12 protein-coding genes are annotated in these 14,186 nt (G+C 73.5%); 4 read left to right on the forward strand and 8 right to left on the reverse strand.

Features of this window, described 5'->3' with window-relative positions:
- The gene (locus OG470_RS05000) at window positions 1-600 is read left to right on the forward strand and encodes a hypothetical protein (protein WP_328421241.1); all 600 of its coding nucleotides are present in this window, start codon (window positions 1-3) and stop codon (window positions 598-600) included.
- Between the two features lie 2 nt (window positions 601-602).
- On the opposite strand, the gene OG470_RS05005 is transcribed toward OG470_RS05000, so the two are convergent.
- Window positions 603-1,160 (reverse strand): hypothetical protein, encoded by a 558-nt coding sequence (locus tag OG470_RS05005; protein WP_328421243.1) that lies wholly within the window; start codon window positions 1,158-1,160, stop codon window positions 603-605.
- Window positions 1,161-1,355: 195 nt separating this feature from the next.
- On the opposite strand from OG470_RS05005, the gene OG470_RS05010 reads away from it, so the two are divergent.
- A complete protein-coding gene (locus OG470_RS05010; protein ID WP_328421245.1) occupies window positions 1,356-3,917 on the forward strand; it encodes an FtsK/SpoIIIE domain-containing protein in 2,562 nt (853 codons plus the stop codon).
- A gap of 28 nt (window positions 3,918-3,945) precedes the next feature.
- Window positions 3,946-4,692 (forward strand): hypothetical protein, encoded by a 747-nt coding sequence (locus OG470_RS05015; protein WP_328421247.1) that lies wholly within the window; start codon window positions 3,946-3,948, stop codon window positions 4,690-4,692.
- Between the two features lie 109 nt (window positions 4,693-4,801).
- Here OG470_RS05015 and folE read toward each other — a convergent pair whose 3' ends face one another.
- The 4 genes from folE to OG470_RS05035 all read right to left on the reverse strand — a co-directional run bounded on the left by folE (window position 4,802) and on the right by OG470_RS05035 (window position 8,823).
- On the reverse strand, window positions 4,802-5,467 hold the full coding sequence (folE, locus tag OG470_RS05020) for a GTP cyclohydrolase I FolE (protein WP_328426138.1): 666 nt from the start codon (window positions 5,465-5,467) through the stop codon (window positions 4,802-4,804).
- A 35-nt stretch (window positions 5,468-5,502) separates the two neighbouring features.
- Entirely contained in the window at window positions 5,503-7,524 is a 2,022-nt protein-coding gene (ftsH, locus tag OG470_RS05025) for an ATP-dependent zinc metalloprotease FtsH (protein ID WP_328421249.1), read from the reverse strand.
- A 473-nt stretch (window positions 7,525-7,997) separates the two neighbouring features.
- A complete protein-coding gene (hpt, locus tag OG470_RS05030) occupies window positions 7,998-8,573 on the reverse strand; it encodes a hypoxanthine phosphoribosyltransferase (RefSeq protein ID WP_328421251.1) in 576 nt (191 codons plus the stop codon).
- 100 nt (window positions 8,574-8,673) lie between these two features.
- Window positions 8,674-8,823, reverse strand: coding sequence for a hypothetical protein (locus tag OG470_RS05035; protein ID WP_328426871.1), 150 nt, complete (start codon window positions 8,821-8,823; stop codon window positions 8,674-8,676).
- Window positions 8,824-8,961: 138 nt separating this feature from the next.
- On the opposite strand from OG470_RS05035, the gene OG470_RS05040 reads away from it, so the two are divergent.
- A complete protein-coding gene (locus tag OG470_RS05040; protein ID WP_328421253.1) occupies window positions 8,962-9,924 on the forward strand; it encodes a GlxA family transcriptional regulator in 963 nt (320 codons plus the stop codon).
- 37 nt (window positions 9,925-9,961) lie between these two features.
- On the opposite strand, the gene tilS is transcribed toward OG470_RS05040, so the two are convergent.
- The 3 genes from tilS to dacB form a co-directional block, all read right to left on the reverse strand.
- The gene (gene tilS / locus OG470_RS05045) at window positions 9,962-10,945 is read right to left on the reverse strand and encodes a tRNA lysidine(34) synthetase TilS (protein ID WP_328421255.1); all 984 of its coding nucleotides are present in this window, start codon (window positions 10,943-10,945) and stop codon (window positions 9,962-9,964) included.
- A gap of 10 nt (window positions 10,946-10,955) precedes the next feature.
- On the reverse strand, window positions 10,956-12,026 hold the full coding sequence (locus tag OG470_RS05050; RefSeq protein ID WP_328421257.1) for a zinc-dependent metalloprotease: 1,071 nt from the start codon (window positions 12,024-12,026) through the stop codon (window positions 10,956-10,958).
- 102 nt (window positions 12,027-12,128) lie between these two features.
- Window positions 12,129-13,841 (reverse strand): D-alanyl-D-alanine carboxypeptidase/D-alanyl-D-alanine endopeptidase, encoded by a 1,713-nt coding sequence (gene dacB / locus OG470_RS05055; protein ID WP_328421259.1) that lies wholly within the window; start codon window positions 13,839-13,841, stop codon window positions 12,129-12,131.
- Window positions 13,842-14,186 lie beyond the last annotated feature (345 nt).

Raw genomic sequence — 14,186 nt, forward strand, 5'->3', positions numbered from 1 at the left:
ATGAGCGGCCCCCTGCCGGATCCGTTCGCCGACCAGCCTGACTGGGCGCCCCGGCCACCCCGACCACTGGCGATCGTGCCCGCCACCGAGCGGGTGGACCTGCGCGGACGGCGGGTTCTGGTCGGGCTGCCGGGGCTGGGCTGGCGGGGTGACCTGCGCGCGGACGACCGGGTGGTCCAGGGAGCCCGGACCTACGTCCCGGTGATCCCTGAGCACGAGTGGTACCGGGCCGAGGCTGAGCAGGTCGAGGTGTTCGCACCACTGGTACCGGTGGATCGGGTCTGGGTGGAGACGGTCGGCGAGCGGACCGACCCGGACGCCAGTCAAGGCACCGGCATCCGGCTGGTCTCGCTCGACGGCCCGGCCCACCGGTCCCCCACCCCGGTCTTCGAGGCGGACGCGGTCACCGGGCGTCGGGTGGTACACGTCGAGGACGCCGTGGAGCACCGCGACCTTCGCGCCGTCACCGAGACCTACTCGGGCGCCGAGGGGGACATCTGTGTCCGGATCACGCCCGAGGTGGAGTGGTACCGCTGGGCCTGGCGTGGCCAGTCACCGACCACCCTGGAGGTTCCGGTCCATCTCTTGTGGATCGAGTGACGTCAGCCAGCTCGCGTCCCGCCACAGACCCGCCAACCGTCATCTAGCCGAGTGTCGAACTGCCAGGGCTGTCGGTCACTCTGGTTGATCCCGTCCACGAGGGCAGAAATAGTCAAGGTGACCTGGACAGCAGCGGAGTTGCCCTGCTTCTGAACGTCAAGGCTTCCCCAACTAACCGAGATGGTGACCCCAAACCGCTCTTCACGCGCGAGTAGATCGGCTCGCAGCAAACGGAGCGCCTCCAACTGCACCCCGCTCTGACAGGTGAAGAGGTCGGCTCTCGTGTCGTTGCGATCCACAAGGAACGCACGTAGGTAGTTGTCCACCACCACGTCCGGGGCGCTGCGGTCCGGGGCGGAGGCGCGGTCGTACAGCACGTAACCGGTGATGACAGCGCCGATGGTGAGCAGAGCGAGCACCCCGGCGACCACGGTGAGCACGGTCCGCATCCGGCGGCGTGGCGGCTGAGGCGCCGGCGCGACCGGGGCCGGCGGCAGCTGCTCGGACGGCGTCCGCTGGGCCGGTACGCGGGAGACCTGGGAACCGGCGGGGGGCTGCACTGATTCCACCTCCTGAAGCTAACGGCTGGACGGCCCGGAGCCAATGCCTCAGATCCAGCGGATCGTGACGGACCCCTCCCCACTGGTGACATCCCCGACAACACCGGCGCACCGCCGCGGCACCTCCCGGAGCAGCGGCCCCGGCTGGGATACCGTCTCTGATCGGAGAGGGGTTGCCAACCTCGGGCAGAGGGGGTGGATGCGGTGGCCGGTCCGAAGGCACGCACGAACCGCGCCGCAGCCCTGCACCGCCGGGCGGCGGCCGTCGCGACCGCCGCCGCCGGCATCCTCGACGAGACCCGACCTGCTCCGGCCGACCAGCGCCGCCAGTACGAGGTGGCGGACCGGCTGCGGGTGGTGGCGGCGCGGCTGGCTCCGGGCTGGTCGGGAGCCGCCCTGGACTCGCTCACCGTGGATTTTCCGGCCGGTGACGGCCCTCCGCCCTTCGTTCGGGTCGGCACGGCGGCACCGCTGGACGACGCCCGTTTCCCCGCGCTGGTGCCGCTGTTCGGCACCGGTCACCTGTGCGTGGACACCGACGCCCGGGAGCCGCGGGTGGCGGGGCTGCTGCGGGCCGTGCTGCTGCGGTCGCTGGGCGCGGCGCCGGCGGGTGCCCTGCTGGTACGCGCGGTGGACGCCACCGGTGCCGTGCTCACCCCGTTCGGGGCGCTGGCCGATGCCGGCCTGCTGCCGCCGCCAGCGGTGGACGTGGCCGGTCTGCGCGCGGTGCTGACCGAGGCGGAGCAGTGGGTCACCCCGGGGGCGAGCGGGCCACGTCGACACGACCGGACGCTGCTGCTGGTGGTCGCCGCGCTGCCGGAGCGCACCGGCTCGACCGACCTGGCACGGATCGAGGCGCTGGCCGAGCAGGGGCCGGCCGCCGGGCTGCACCTGGTGGTGGCCGGCTGGCCTCCCGCTGGCCCGTACGCGGCCCGTCCACCACTACCGCACGCCACTCCGCTGGTGTTGCGCAACGCGTACGCGCTGCTCGCCGATCCACCGGGAGCATCCTTCGCCAGCCCCGGCACCGATCCGCCGGGCGGGCTGAACTCGCCGGTCTTCGTCGAGGCGGACCCACCGGCCGACGTGGTGGACGCGGTCTGCCGGCGGCTCGCCGCGCAGGTGGAGGCGGGCTCGCGGTTGGCCCTCGCGGATCTGCTACCGGCGACGGGTGAGCAGCTCTGGGTGTCGGATCCGACGGGCGGGTTGACCACCACGGTCGGTGACGCCGGGGGCCGGCAGGTGCCGCTGGGCTTCACCGAGCTGACCCCGCACTGGCTGGTGAGCGGCCGTTCCGGAGTGGGTCGCGCCGCGTTCCTGACCACCGCGCTGCTCGGGCTGGCGGCCCGGTACGGCCCCGACGACCTGGCGCTCTACCTGGTGGATCTCGGCGATGGCGAGTCCTTCGTGGAGTTTCTCCAGACCGAGCGGGACCGCTCCTGGATTCCGCAGGTGCGGGCGGCCGCGATGGCCGCCGACCGGGAGTACGTCCGGGACCTGCTCGACCAGTTGACGGCCGAGGTGCAGCGCCGGGCGGACGCTGGCGGCCGGGCCGGTGGGCAACGCTTCGCGGAGTTGCGCCAGCATCGGCCGCTGCCCCGGATCGTCTGTGTGCTGGACAATGTGCCGCTGCTCTTCGCCGAGCGGGACCGGCTGGCCACGGAGATGGCCGCTCAGCTGGACGGGTTGGCCCGCACCGGCCGGGCGTACGGCGTCCACCTGGTGCTGGCCGGCGCGGGCGAGTTGGGGCTGAGTGGCCGCGCGGACGCCAGGCACCGGGACTCGGTGCTGGGGCAGTTCCCGGTGCGGGTGGCGCTGCCCGGCGGCAGCCCGGTGCTGGAACCGACCAACGACTCGGCGGCCGGCCTGCCGGTGGGCAGCGCGGTGGTGAACACCGCGGGTGGGCTCGGCGGCCCCCGAGGGGCGACCCGCGGTCACGAACGGCTGATCCGCCACCCCGACCCGCAGGACCACCCGGAGGTGGTGGAGCGGCTGCGGCACGAGTTGTGGACGGCCCGACCCGCCGGGTCGGTGCCGCCGGTGGTCTTCGCCGGGTACGCCCGGCCGCTGCTCGGCAACGATCCGCGACACCGGGCGGCGTTGGCCGGGCAGGCACACGGGCCCGCCGCACTGCTCGGCAGGGCGGTGGACGTGGCCCGTTCGACGGTCGCCGTACCACTTGGTCCGGCTGCCGGGCGCAACCTCGCGGTGCTGGGATCGGGCTCGGCGGCGGGTGGCCTGCTGGCGACGGCGGCCCGGAGCACCGCCGACCACCATCAGCCGGGCACCGCCCGGTTCCTGGTGGCGGCACCGGACCCGGGCGCCCGCCCGCTGGCGGAGGCGCTGACCACCGAGCTCGCCGCCCGGCATCCGGCCACCATGGTTGACCTGCCGACGCTGCTCACGGACGCGGACGGGGAGCTCCCCACCTACCTGGTGGTCTTCGGGCTTGACCGGCCGGGTCCCCGGGAGCTGCCGGTGGACCGGCTGCGCGCACTGCTGCGGGACGGCCCGCCGGCGGGTCGGCACCTGCTGGGCTGGTGGCGTTCGGTGCCGCCGTTCGCCGCGCTGCTGGAGCCGGACGGCGAGGTGGACAAGCTCGCCGCCGTGGCCGTACTGGACGTGCCGGCGGCCCAGCTCACCGCGGTCTTCGGTCGACCGGTGGAGTGGCGGGCCCGCCCCGACCGGGCGGTGCTCTGGGATGGCCTGGATGAACGGGGCACGGTCCTGGTGCCGTTCGCCGATGAGGCCGGGTGATCCGGTGGTGCGCGCGGGAGGTGTCGGGATGGGTCCGGACGCGACGGTGACCGGGCCGGGGCGGCAACGGACCGCCGAGGCAGGCGAGGCCGGGCCGGGGTGGCAACGGACCGCCGAGGCAGGCGAGGCCGGCGCCGAGCCCGCCACGGCCTGGTCGGAGTACCTCGCGGCCGCCCGGCAGCTGGATGGGGTACGCCGTAGCGCGGCCGCCGCCGCCGGTGAGCAGGCCCGCTCGGCCGAGGCCGCCCGGGAGGAGTTGACGGTGGTCCGCACCGGGCTGGCGAGTCAGCAGGAGCGGCTGCGTGAGTTGGGCGTACCGGCGATCTCGCTTGTGCCGTCCCCACCGGAGCTGACCGAGGCCGCCCGCTCGATGGCCGGCGGCCCGGCGGCGGTGCTAGCGGCGCTGCGAGCCGCGCGGGGTCGGGCCGAGGCGGCGGACGCGGCGCTGGCCGCACGCGGCCGGCTCCGCCCGGGGTCCTGGCCCGCTCGGGCCCGCAACCTCCTGGTGTACCTGCCGCTGGCGCTGCTGGTGCCGCTGATTCAGGTCATGGTGTACGCGGCGACCGGCACTGGCGCGGCCACTGTGGCGGCGTTGATCTGTGGGCTGCCGATGCCGGCGGTCGCCTTCGTCGCCGGTTGGGTGGGGATCGGGCGGATGTTCCGGGCCAGCCCCGGCGAGCGGCTGGACCGCACAGTGCGCTTCGGTGGGCTGGTCTGCCTGGTGCCGGCGGTGCTGGTCACGGCCGGCCTGTTGCTGGCCCTGCTGGCCGGCTGACCCGCCAGCGGGGCCGGGAAGACGGACTGGTCCGGGAGGACTAGGCGATCTGGGAGACGGAACGGCCGGCCGCCCCGGAAGGGTCGGCCGGCCGGTGATGCGTCCGGAGTCAGCGGGGGATGATCAGCGCCATCGCCTCGGCCCGCGACTTGGAGTCCGTCTGCAGGATGCCGCGCACCGCCGACGTGATCGTCTGGGCGCCCGACTTCTGGATGCCCCGCATCGCCATGCACATGTGCTCGCACTCCAGCACGACCACGACGCCACGTGGGGCGAGCTTGTTCATCAGCAGGTCGGCGACCTGCGAGGTGAGCCGCTCCTGCACCTGCGGCCGGCGGGCGAAGACCTCGACCAGCCGGGCCAGCTTGGACAGGCCGGTGATCCGTCCGTCCGGGCCGGGGATGTAGCCGATGTGCGCGCTGCCACGGAACGGCAGCAGGTGGTGCTCACAGAGGCTCATCACGTCGATGTCGCGGACGATCACCAGCTCTTGGTGGTTGGCCTCGAAGGTGGTGCTGAGCACCTGGGCCGGGTCGACGCGCAGGCCGGCGAAGAGCTCGGCGTACGCCCGGGCGACCCGGGCCGGGGTCTGCTGGAGCCCGTCACGGTCCGGGTCCTCGCCGACCGCGATCAGGATCTCGCGGACCGCCTTCTCGATCCGACCCAGGTCGACCGCGTCCTCGACCGGCCGGCCGGTCAGCTTGCCGCTGATCAGCCGGGCGGCCACGTAGTCCAGCCCGTCGTCGCCGTCGGGCTCGGTCGCGGAGACGGCCAGCTCCCGTTTCGGGGAGCTGGCCGTCGAGTCGCTGCTCAGTGCGTACCGTCCGAGTTGTTCGACCCGGCGGAACCGCCGCCGACCGCCGCCTGCGCGCCGTCGGCCTGGGCCTGCGCCTTGAGCGCGTCCTTCTCCGCCGGGGTGAGCACGGGCGGCTCGGTGGAGGGCTGGCGCTTGCCGAAGCCGTTGTACGGCGCCAGCGGCGGGCGCTTGACCACCCGCGAGCAGATCCGGGCCATGTCGGCGGTGGAGAGGGTTTCCTTCTCGATCAGCTCGAGCACGATGCTGTCCAGGACGTCCCGGTACTCGACCAGAATCTCCCAGGCCTCGTCGTGCGCCAGCTCGACCAGCGCCCGCATCTCGCCGTCGATCTCGGCGGCCACCGAATCCGAGTAGTCCCGCTCGTGGCCCATGTTGCGGCCGAGGAACGGCTCGTCACCGCTGGTGCCGTACTTGATCGCACCGAGCTTGGAGCTCATGCCGTACTGGGTGATCATCGCGCGGGCCAGTTGGGTGGCCTTCTCGATGTCGTTGCCAGCACCGGTGGTCGGCTCGTGGAAGACCAGCTCCTCGGCGGCCCGACCGCCCAGCGCGTACGCCAGGGTGTCGATCATCTCGGCGCGGGTCTGGGTGTACTTGTCCTCGGTGGGGAGCACCAGGGTGTGGCCCAGCGAACGACCACGGGACAGGATCGTCACCTTGTGCACCGGCGCGGCGTGCGGCAGCGCCCAGGCGACCAGCGCGTGGCCACCCTCGTGGTACGCGGTGATCTTCTTTTCCTGGTCGCTCATCACCCGGGTCCGCCGCTGCGGACCCGCGATCACGCGGTCGATCGACTCTTCGAGCGAGTCGTTGCTGATCGCCCGCTGGTCCTTGCGGGCGGTGAGCAGGGCCGACTCGTTGATCACGTTGGCCAGGTCGGCACCGCTGAAGCCCGGGGTACGCCGTGCCACCGAGTCGAGGTCGACGTCGGGGGTGAACGGCTTGCCCTTGGCGTGCACCCGCAGGATGGCCTTGCGGCCCTCCATGTCGGGGGCGTCCACCGGGATCTGCCGGTCGAACCGGCCCGGGCGCAGCAGCGCCGGGTCGAGGATGTCCGGACGGTTGGTGGCCGCGATCAGGATGACCCCGCCCTTGGTGTCGAAGCCGTCCATCTCGACGAGCAGCTGGTTGAGCGTCTGCTCGCGCTCGTCGTGACCGCCGCCCATGCCGGCACCACGGTGTCGGCCGACGGCGTCGATCTCGTCGACGAAGACGATCGCCGGGGCGTTCGCCTTGGCCTGCTCGAACAGGTCACGGACCCGGCTGGCGCCGACACCGACGAACATCTCGACGAAGTCGGAGCCGGAGATGGAGTAGAACGGCACCCCGGCCTCGCCGGCGACCGCGCGGGCCAGCAGCGTCTTGCCGGTGCCGGGCGGGCCGAACAGCAGAACGCCCTTCGGGATCTTGGCACCCAGGGCCTGGTACTTCGCCGGGTTCTGCAGGAAGTCCTTGATCTCGTGCAGCTCCTCGACAGCCTCCTCGGCACCCGCGACGTCCGCGAAGGTCGTCTTCGGAGTGTCCTTGGTGATCATCTTCGCCTTGGACTTGCCGAAGTTGAGCACCCGGGAGCCGCCGCCCTGCATCTGCGACATGAAGAACAGCAGCAGGAGCACGAGCAGCGCGATCGGCAGCAGGTTGACCAGCAGGCTCACCCAGATGCTGTCCGACGAGACCTTGGCGTCGGCCGGGCCGGTGACCCGGTTGGCCGCCTTGGCGTCCAGCACCTCGTTCCAGACCTCGTCACCCACCTGGTACGGGAACTGGGCCTCGATCTTGTTGGTGTTGGTCTCGCCGAACTTCGTCTTCTGGGCCAGGTCGAGCTGGAGCGTCTGCTCCTTGTCCTGGAAGACAACTTTATTGATCTTGGCGGTGTGGAGCTGGTCGAGCGCAACGGAAGTGTCCACGCGGTGGTAGCTGGGACCAGCGGTGAACAGCTGACTGAGCACAACGGCGCCGAGGATGACCAGGATGATCCAGACCACCGGTCGGCGGAAGAAACGCGTACGTTCCATACTGTTGTCGAGCGCCGGAGCGCCCGCATCCTCCTGATCGACGTCCTGACCGTCTGATGGTGTCGCCGCGATGAGCGGCGGCCGGAGCCGCCGTGCGGGCCGGCCTCGACCCCGAAGCGCGAAAACTGCCGCGCCGCGGTCATTCGACGGTACACCGTGTACGCGAGGGATGAGCTTGCGAGCCCCGCACTCGGCGCACGTTCGCCATCGACGGCGCGCACCGTGGGCAGGCTCGCCAGCCCCGCACCAAAACGTACGGCGGGTCCGGGCAGAAGCCGGCGTGGCGGAGAGTCCTGCCCGGCCACCCGAACGCCCGGTCACGCGGTCGAGGGGGCCGGGCGCGAAGTAACCTCCGCGCCACCGGGCTCCACGGTAACCGGAAGAGCTGAGAGTGCGCTGAACGTCGGCTTGACGAATGCCGATGCGAGTTGGCCTCACACCGCCCCGCGGTGAGGGCTGGGGCCGGGCCGGCGTCAGGTCCGGGCGTAAACCTCGGGCTTGAGCACCCCGACGTACGGCAGCTCCCGGTAGCGCTCGTCGAAGTCCAGGCCGTACCCGACCACGAACTCGGTCGGGATGTCGAAGCCGACGTACTTCACCGGGACCGGCACCTTGACCGCGTCCGGCTTGCGGAACAGCGCGACCACCTCGACGCTCGCCGCCGAGCGGGACTCCAGGTAGCGCAGCAGCCAGGAGAGCGTCAGCCCGGAGTCGACGATGTCCTCGACGACCACCACGTGCCGGCCGGCGATGTCCCGGTCCAGGTCCTTGAGGATGCGGACCACCCCGGAGGAGGTGGTGCCCTGGCCGTAGGAGGAGATGGCCATGAAGTCGAGCTCGGCCGGGGGCCCGTTGCGGCCCAACGCCCGGGAGAAGTCCGCCATGAACATCACCGCGCCCTTGAGCACGCACACCAGCAGCAGCCCGTTGTCCACGTGGGCGTAGTCGGCGGAGACCTGCTTCGCCAGCTCCGCCGTCTTCTCGCGGATCTGCGCCTCGGAGATGATCACGTGGTCGATGTCGGCGTCGTACCAGGAGCCGTCAGCCATGACTCCTAGCCTGCCGTACGTCGGATGGCCTCCGTCGGCGGGGCCGCACCTTTTGGCGCGGTCCCGCCCGGGATTTTCGCCGCAAAAACCACTAAACACATCAGCTGGTACGCGACTGCCAGCGGCGGCCGTCGTCGCTCGGCTTCCAGTCGGCCGAATCGCGGCTGTCGGTGGTGAGGCCGGCCGCCGAGGCGGCGACGAGCAGGACGAGGAACAGGAGGAAGAGCAGGAACTCCATGGCGGCGCTCACTTTCGCATGGTTGCTGTCGGTTTCGCCGCCGGTGCGCACCGGACTGAGACCAGTCTGCGACGACTCGCGCCGACCGGACAGTGGCAGCGATGCCACTGGGCATCGATTTACTGCCACCTCTCGGGTTACCCTCGTCACATGCTTCGCTCCGTCGCCGTCCTCGCCCTCGACCAGGTCGCCCCCTTCGAGCTCGGCGTGCTCGCCGAGGTGTTCGGCACCGACCGGACGGCCGACGGCTTCCCCGGCTACCGCTTCCACGTGTGCAGCCCGGACGGCGCGCCGGTACGCACCTCGTCCGGCTTCCACCTCACCCCGCACGCCGATCTCGGCCCGGTGGAGGACGCCGACCTGGTGGCCGTACCCGCGCACAGCCAGGGCACCACCGTCCCGGGCCCGGTGCTCGACGCGCTACGCCGGGCCGACGCGCGCGGCGCGCACCTGTTCAGCGTCTGCTCGGGCGCCTTCCTGCTCGGCGCGGCCGGGCTGCTGGACGACCGGGAGTGCACCACCCACTGGCGGTACGTGGACGAGCTGCAACGCCGACACCCCCGCGCCCGGGTGCGCTGCAACTCCCTCTACGTCCAGGACGGTCGGCTGCTCACCAGCGCCGGCACCGCGGCCGGCATCGACGCCTGCCTGCACCTGATCCGCCAGGAGCACGACTCGGCCACCGCCACCCGGCTGGCCCGGCGGATGGTGGTCCCGCCGCATCGCGACGGCGGCCAGTCGCAGTACATCGAGGCGCCCATCCCGAAGGCGCCCGAGGCGCCCACCCTGGAGCCGGTGCTGGAGTGGCTGATGGGGCACCTGGACCGGACGATCACGGTGGACGAGCTGGCGGCCAGGGCTGGCATGTCGCCGCGTACGTTCGCCCGCCGGTTCCGCGCGGAGACCGGCACCACCCCGCACGACTGGCTCACCAACCAACGGGTGCTGCTCGCCCGGCGGCTGCTGGAGGAGACGCCGCTGAGCGTGGAGGCGGTCGCCGACCAGGCCGGCTTCAGCGACGCGGCGGCGCTGCGCCACCACTTCAGTCGCCGGGTCGGCGCCACCCCGCACGGCTACCGGACCACCTTCCGGGACCGGCTCACCCCCGGCTGAGACCGGCCAGGCCAGACTCCGGGCCGCCGCACCGCCCTCAGCCGGGGGTGAGCCGGTCGTCGCGGCGGAGCACCCGGACACCACCGGGCAGGTCGGCTGGACCCTGACCGTGCCACTCGGTGACCAGGGCATCCAGCGCGGCGACGTGCCCGTACGACAGGGCACCCGGCGATGCGCCCAGCTCACGCGCCCAGGCGTGCAGCACCCGGCCGCGTACCGCGGGTGTCAGGCCGACCAGCTCCGGCACCAGCAGCCCGCCCCCGGGATGCCGGGCCGCCGCCAGTGCCGCCTCCGCCAACTCGTCGAGTGCGGCGTTGTCGGACGCCACCAGCCGGGCGGTACGCGCGAGGTTGTCCAGCACCCCCGGCCCGAGCGCCCGCACCAGCGCTGGCAGCACGTCGGCCCGTACCCGGGACCGGGCGTACGACGGGTCGGTGTTGTGCGGGTCCTCCCACGCGCTGAGCCCGAGCACGGCGCACGCGGCGCGCGTCTGGTCCCGGCCGACCATCAGCAGTGGGCGCAGCAGTGGCACCCCGGCCAGCTCGCGCCGGGCGGGCATCCCGGCCAGCCCGCGCGGGCCCGCCCCCCGGGCGAGTGCGAGCAGCACGGTCTCCGCCTGGTCGTCGCGGGTGTGCCCGGTCAGAATCGCGACGGCGCCGTGCTGCCGGGCCACCTCGGTCAACGCCTGGTAGCGGGCCTCCCGCGCAGCGGCCTCGGGCCCGCCCACGCGCCCGGCCACCTCCACCCGGACCACCACCACCGGCGCGAACCCGGCCTCCCGTGCCCAGGCGGCCACCGCCTCGGCGCGCTGCGCCGAGCCGGCCTGCAGGCCGTGGTCGACGGTCACCAGGCCGGCGGGGCGGCCCAGCCGGGGCGCCACGAACACGGTGGCCGCCGCCAAGGCGAGTGAGTCGGCGCCACCGGAACAGGCGACCAGTACCGGCCCGCCGGACGACAGGCCGGTCAGCGCGCGGCGGACCGCCACCCGGATCGCGGCCACCGGCGGGGCGAGCGCGGCCACCGGCGGACGGTCAGCCGGCGGCCGGGACGGTGCCGGCCGGACCGTGCACGCGGGTCACCCAGGCGTCCGGGTCGGCAAGCTCCGACAACCGGGGCAGGGTGAGCGGAGAGTTGAAGATCGAGTTGAACCCGGGCATGCCGACGCGCTCGACCACGCCGTGCACGAACTTGCGCCCCTCGGCGTACTGGCGCATCTTGACGTCCACCCCGAGCAGCCGGCGGATCGCCTTCTCCAACGGATTGCCCGCCTCGCGGCGCCGGTTGAACGACGCCCGGATCCGCTCCACGCTCGGGATCACGCGCGGCCCGACGCCGTCCATGACGAACTCGGCGTGCCCCTCCAGCAGGGTCATCAGCGCGGTGAGCCGGTCCAGTACGGCCCGCTGCGCCGGGGTCTGCACGATGTCCAGGACGCTGGTCCGGCTCTCCGGGTCGCGGACCGCGTCGGACAGGGTGGCCACCCCGCGCCGCAGCCGCTCGATCAGGTGCTCGCCACCGCTGGACGAGGCGTCCACGAACGCCTGCACCTCGCTCAGGAAGTACGCGCGCATCCACGGCACCGCGGTGAACTGGGTCCGGTGGGTGACCTCGTGCAGGCAGACCCAGAGCCGGAAGTCCCGCGGGTCAGCGCCGAGCTTCCGTTCCACCTCGACGATGTTCGGGGCGACCAGCAACAGTTGGCCCGGGTCGGCGGAGAAGACCTCGTACTGGCCGAGCACCCGGCCGGAGAGGTACGCCAGCACGGTGCCGGCCTGCACGCCGGTCAGCCGGGACCCGATCGCCTCGGTCAGGGCACCGGGCTGCTTGTCGCCGGAGAGCCGGTTGACCAGCGGAGTGATCACCTCGCGCAACCCGGCGATGTTGGCGGCGGCCCAGTCCCGGCGATCGACCACCCGGACCGGCGGGTGCGACACCTGCGCCCGCAACCCCGTGTAGTCGGCCACGTGCCCGGCCGCCTCGTCGGTCAGCCGACGCAGGTCGCCGACCACGTCGGTGGCCTCGGCGTACGACACCCGAGGGCCCGACTTGCTCAACGCCCCCGCGGTGGCGGCGGCCAGATCCCAGTCCACGAACTGCGCCATGGACCCACCGTACCCGCGCCGCGACACCCCGGCCCGGGCTCGCGTCGGCGATCGGCGGCGGTCGCGGCTCCGCCGCCGGGCGAGAACGCGGGCCGGCAGCGGTCAGTGACAGCCGCAGCCGGCCAGCGCCGCGGCGATCCGGTCCAGCGCCGGTTGGGCGGTGTCCGTGCCACCCGGCACCTTGTCGGTGAGCACAGCGAAGGTGAGCAGTCGGCCGTCGGCCGTGGTGACCAGGCCCGCAATGGCGTGCACGCCGGTCAGCGTGCCGGTCTTGGCCCGCACGGCGCCCGCCCCTCCGGCGGTGCCGGGGGCCCCGCGATAGCGGTCGCCCAGGGTGCCGGACCAGCCGCCCACCGGGAGGCCGCCGAAGATGCCGGCCAGCTCCGGATGGTCCGGGCTGGCTGCCAGGCGGATCAGGTCGGTCAGCAGCGACGGGCTGATCCGGTTGCGGCGGGACAACCCGCTGCCGTCGGACAGGGTGATCTCGTCGGCGGGCAGGCCCAGCTCAGCCACCACCGCGTCCATCGCGGCGGCGGCACCATCGAACGAGGCCGGCTGGTTGCGGGCCAGCGCGACCTGGCGGGCCAGCGCCTCGGCCAGCAGGTTGTCGCTCTCGCTGATCATGATGTCGACCAGCCGGATCAGCGGCGGGGACTGCACCACGCCCAGCTCGGTCCCGGGAGCCGGAGTGCCACCGGTGGCGGCCTGGGCCGGGGCAGTCCCTTGCTTGACGGCGCTGGCCGGCACGCCGAGCAGCCGGGCGAACGACCGACCGGCCGCCAGGTCCGGCTCGGCGACCCGCTCGGCGCCGCCGCTGTCGGCGCCCGGGTCCTTGCGCGCGCCATCGGTCATCAGCGCGGTCATCGCTCCGCCGTACCCGCCGGTGGGAATGTCGTCGTCCCAGCCCGGGCCGTAGACCGGGCCGGAGTAGACCGAGCCGTCGACGGTGACGCTGGTCGGTGCGACACCGCCGAGCGCGGTGCGCACCTGGGCGGCCAGGTCGTCGAGGCGCGCCGCACCCGGGTAGTAGCCCTTCTTGTCGACCGCGAGGGTGGGGTCGCCACCACCGACGAGCACCACCTCGCCGGGTTTCGCGCCGGCAACCGCCCGGGTGGGGATCCGGTACGCGGGCCCGCGGGCGGCCAGCACCGTCACCCCGGTCGCCAACTTGGTCACCGAGGCGGGCACGGTGCCGTCGTCCGCCCCCTTGGCGAACAGCGTCTGACCGGCGGTCACGTCGGCAACCGACACGTTCACCCGGTCGCCCAGGGCGTCGGCCCCGATCAGCGGGTCCAGCGCGGCTCGTACCCCTTCGGGGGTGGGCAGCGCGGCGTTCGGGTCCGGTCCGGCAAGCACGTCCGACGGGTCGGGCTCCGGGGTCGCGCCGGCGGCGGCCGGGGCGGGCTCGGTGTCGTCGCCCAGCCAGCCGGCGACCGGGCCGGGCCGGGCCACGAAGACCCCGACGCCGGCGAGCACCAGCAGCACCACCAGGGCAAGCACCACCGGGAGCCGCCGACGGCGCGGCGCGGCGGGAGCGGGCTGCGGTGCGGCGGGCGGTTCGGCGCCGGCCGGCGCTGGCAGCGCGGAGATCGGCGGTCCCAGCGGTGGGACGCCGGTGGGGAGCGGAGCCGTCGGGCCGGACGCCGTGCCACGCGGGACCGCGCTGGTCGGGATGGGGACGGTCGGGCCGTCGCCGGACGGCGGGCCGCCCGGCGCCGGGCTGGTCGGGACACCGGCTCGCCCGCTCGCCGGGGCGCTGCCGCCCGGCGCCGGGCTGGTCGGGACACCGGCTCGCCCGCTCGCCGGGGCGCTCATGGGCCGGTTGCCGCCGAGGACCGGGAAGCGACCGGTGTTCGGACCGGCGGGAGCCGACCCTGCGGGCGGACGCCAGGGCAGTGGCGGGGGACGTTCGGGCACCGTCTCCGGCGCCGGGGTCGACGGCTCGGGCGCCCGAGGGAGGTGGGCATCGGGCACCGGGACCCGACCGGTGGCGCCACCGGAGCCGGATCGTCCGGTACCGCGCGCGTCGCCCCCGTCCGGGCGGTAGTGTGAATCTTCCCTCCCCACGACCCCCTCCTCCCCCAGCGAAAATTGGCTTGGGTGACACTACTTCGGTCCGAAGACTATGCGGCAGCCGGAGCCGGCGGGTGGGCATTCACC

The sequence above is a fragment of the Micromonospora sp. NBC_00389 genome (assembly GCF_036059255.1).
In the GTDB taxonomy this organism is placed as follows: Bacteria; Actinomycetota; Actinomycetes; order Mycobacteriales; family Micromonosporaceae; genus Micromonospora.

Bases quoted from the DNA above. Each gene is read 5' to 3' on its own strand.
- OG470_RS05000 (WP_328421241.1), top strand. From the start codon at position 1: ATGAGCGGCCCCCTGCCGGATCCGTTCGCCGACCAGCCTGACTGGGCG.
- OG470_RS05015 (WP_328421247.1), top strand. From the start codon at position 3,946: ATGGGTCCGGACGCGACGGTGACCGGGCCGGGGCGGCAACGGACCGCC.
- ftsH (WP_328421249.1), bottom strand. From the start codon at position 7,524: ATGGAACGTACGCGTTTCTTCCGCCGACCGGTGGTCTGGATCATCCTG.
- hpt (WP_328421251.1), bottom strand. From the start codon at position 8,573: ATGGCTGACGGCTCCTGGTACGACGCCGACATCGACCACGTGATCATC.
- OG470_RS05040 (WP_328421253.1), top strand. From the start codon at position 8,962: ATGCTTCGCTCCGTCGCCGTCCTCGCCCTCGACCAGGTCGCCCCCTTC.
- OG470_RS05050 (WP_328421257.1), bottom strand. From the start codon at position 12,026: ATGGCGCAGTTCGTGGACTGGGATCTGGCCGCCGCCACCGCGGGGGCG.
- dacB (WP_328421259.1), bottom strand. From the start codon at position 13,841: ATGAGCGCCCCGGCGAGCGGGCGAGCCGGTGTCCCGACCAGCCCGGCG.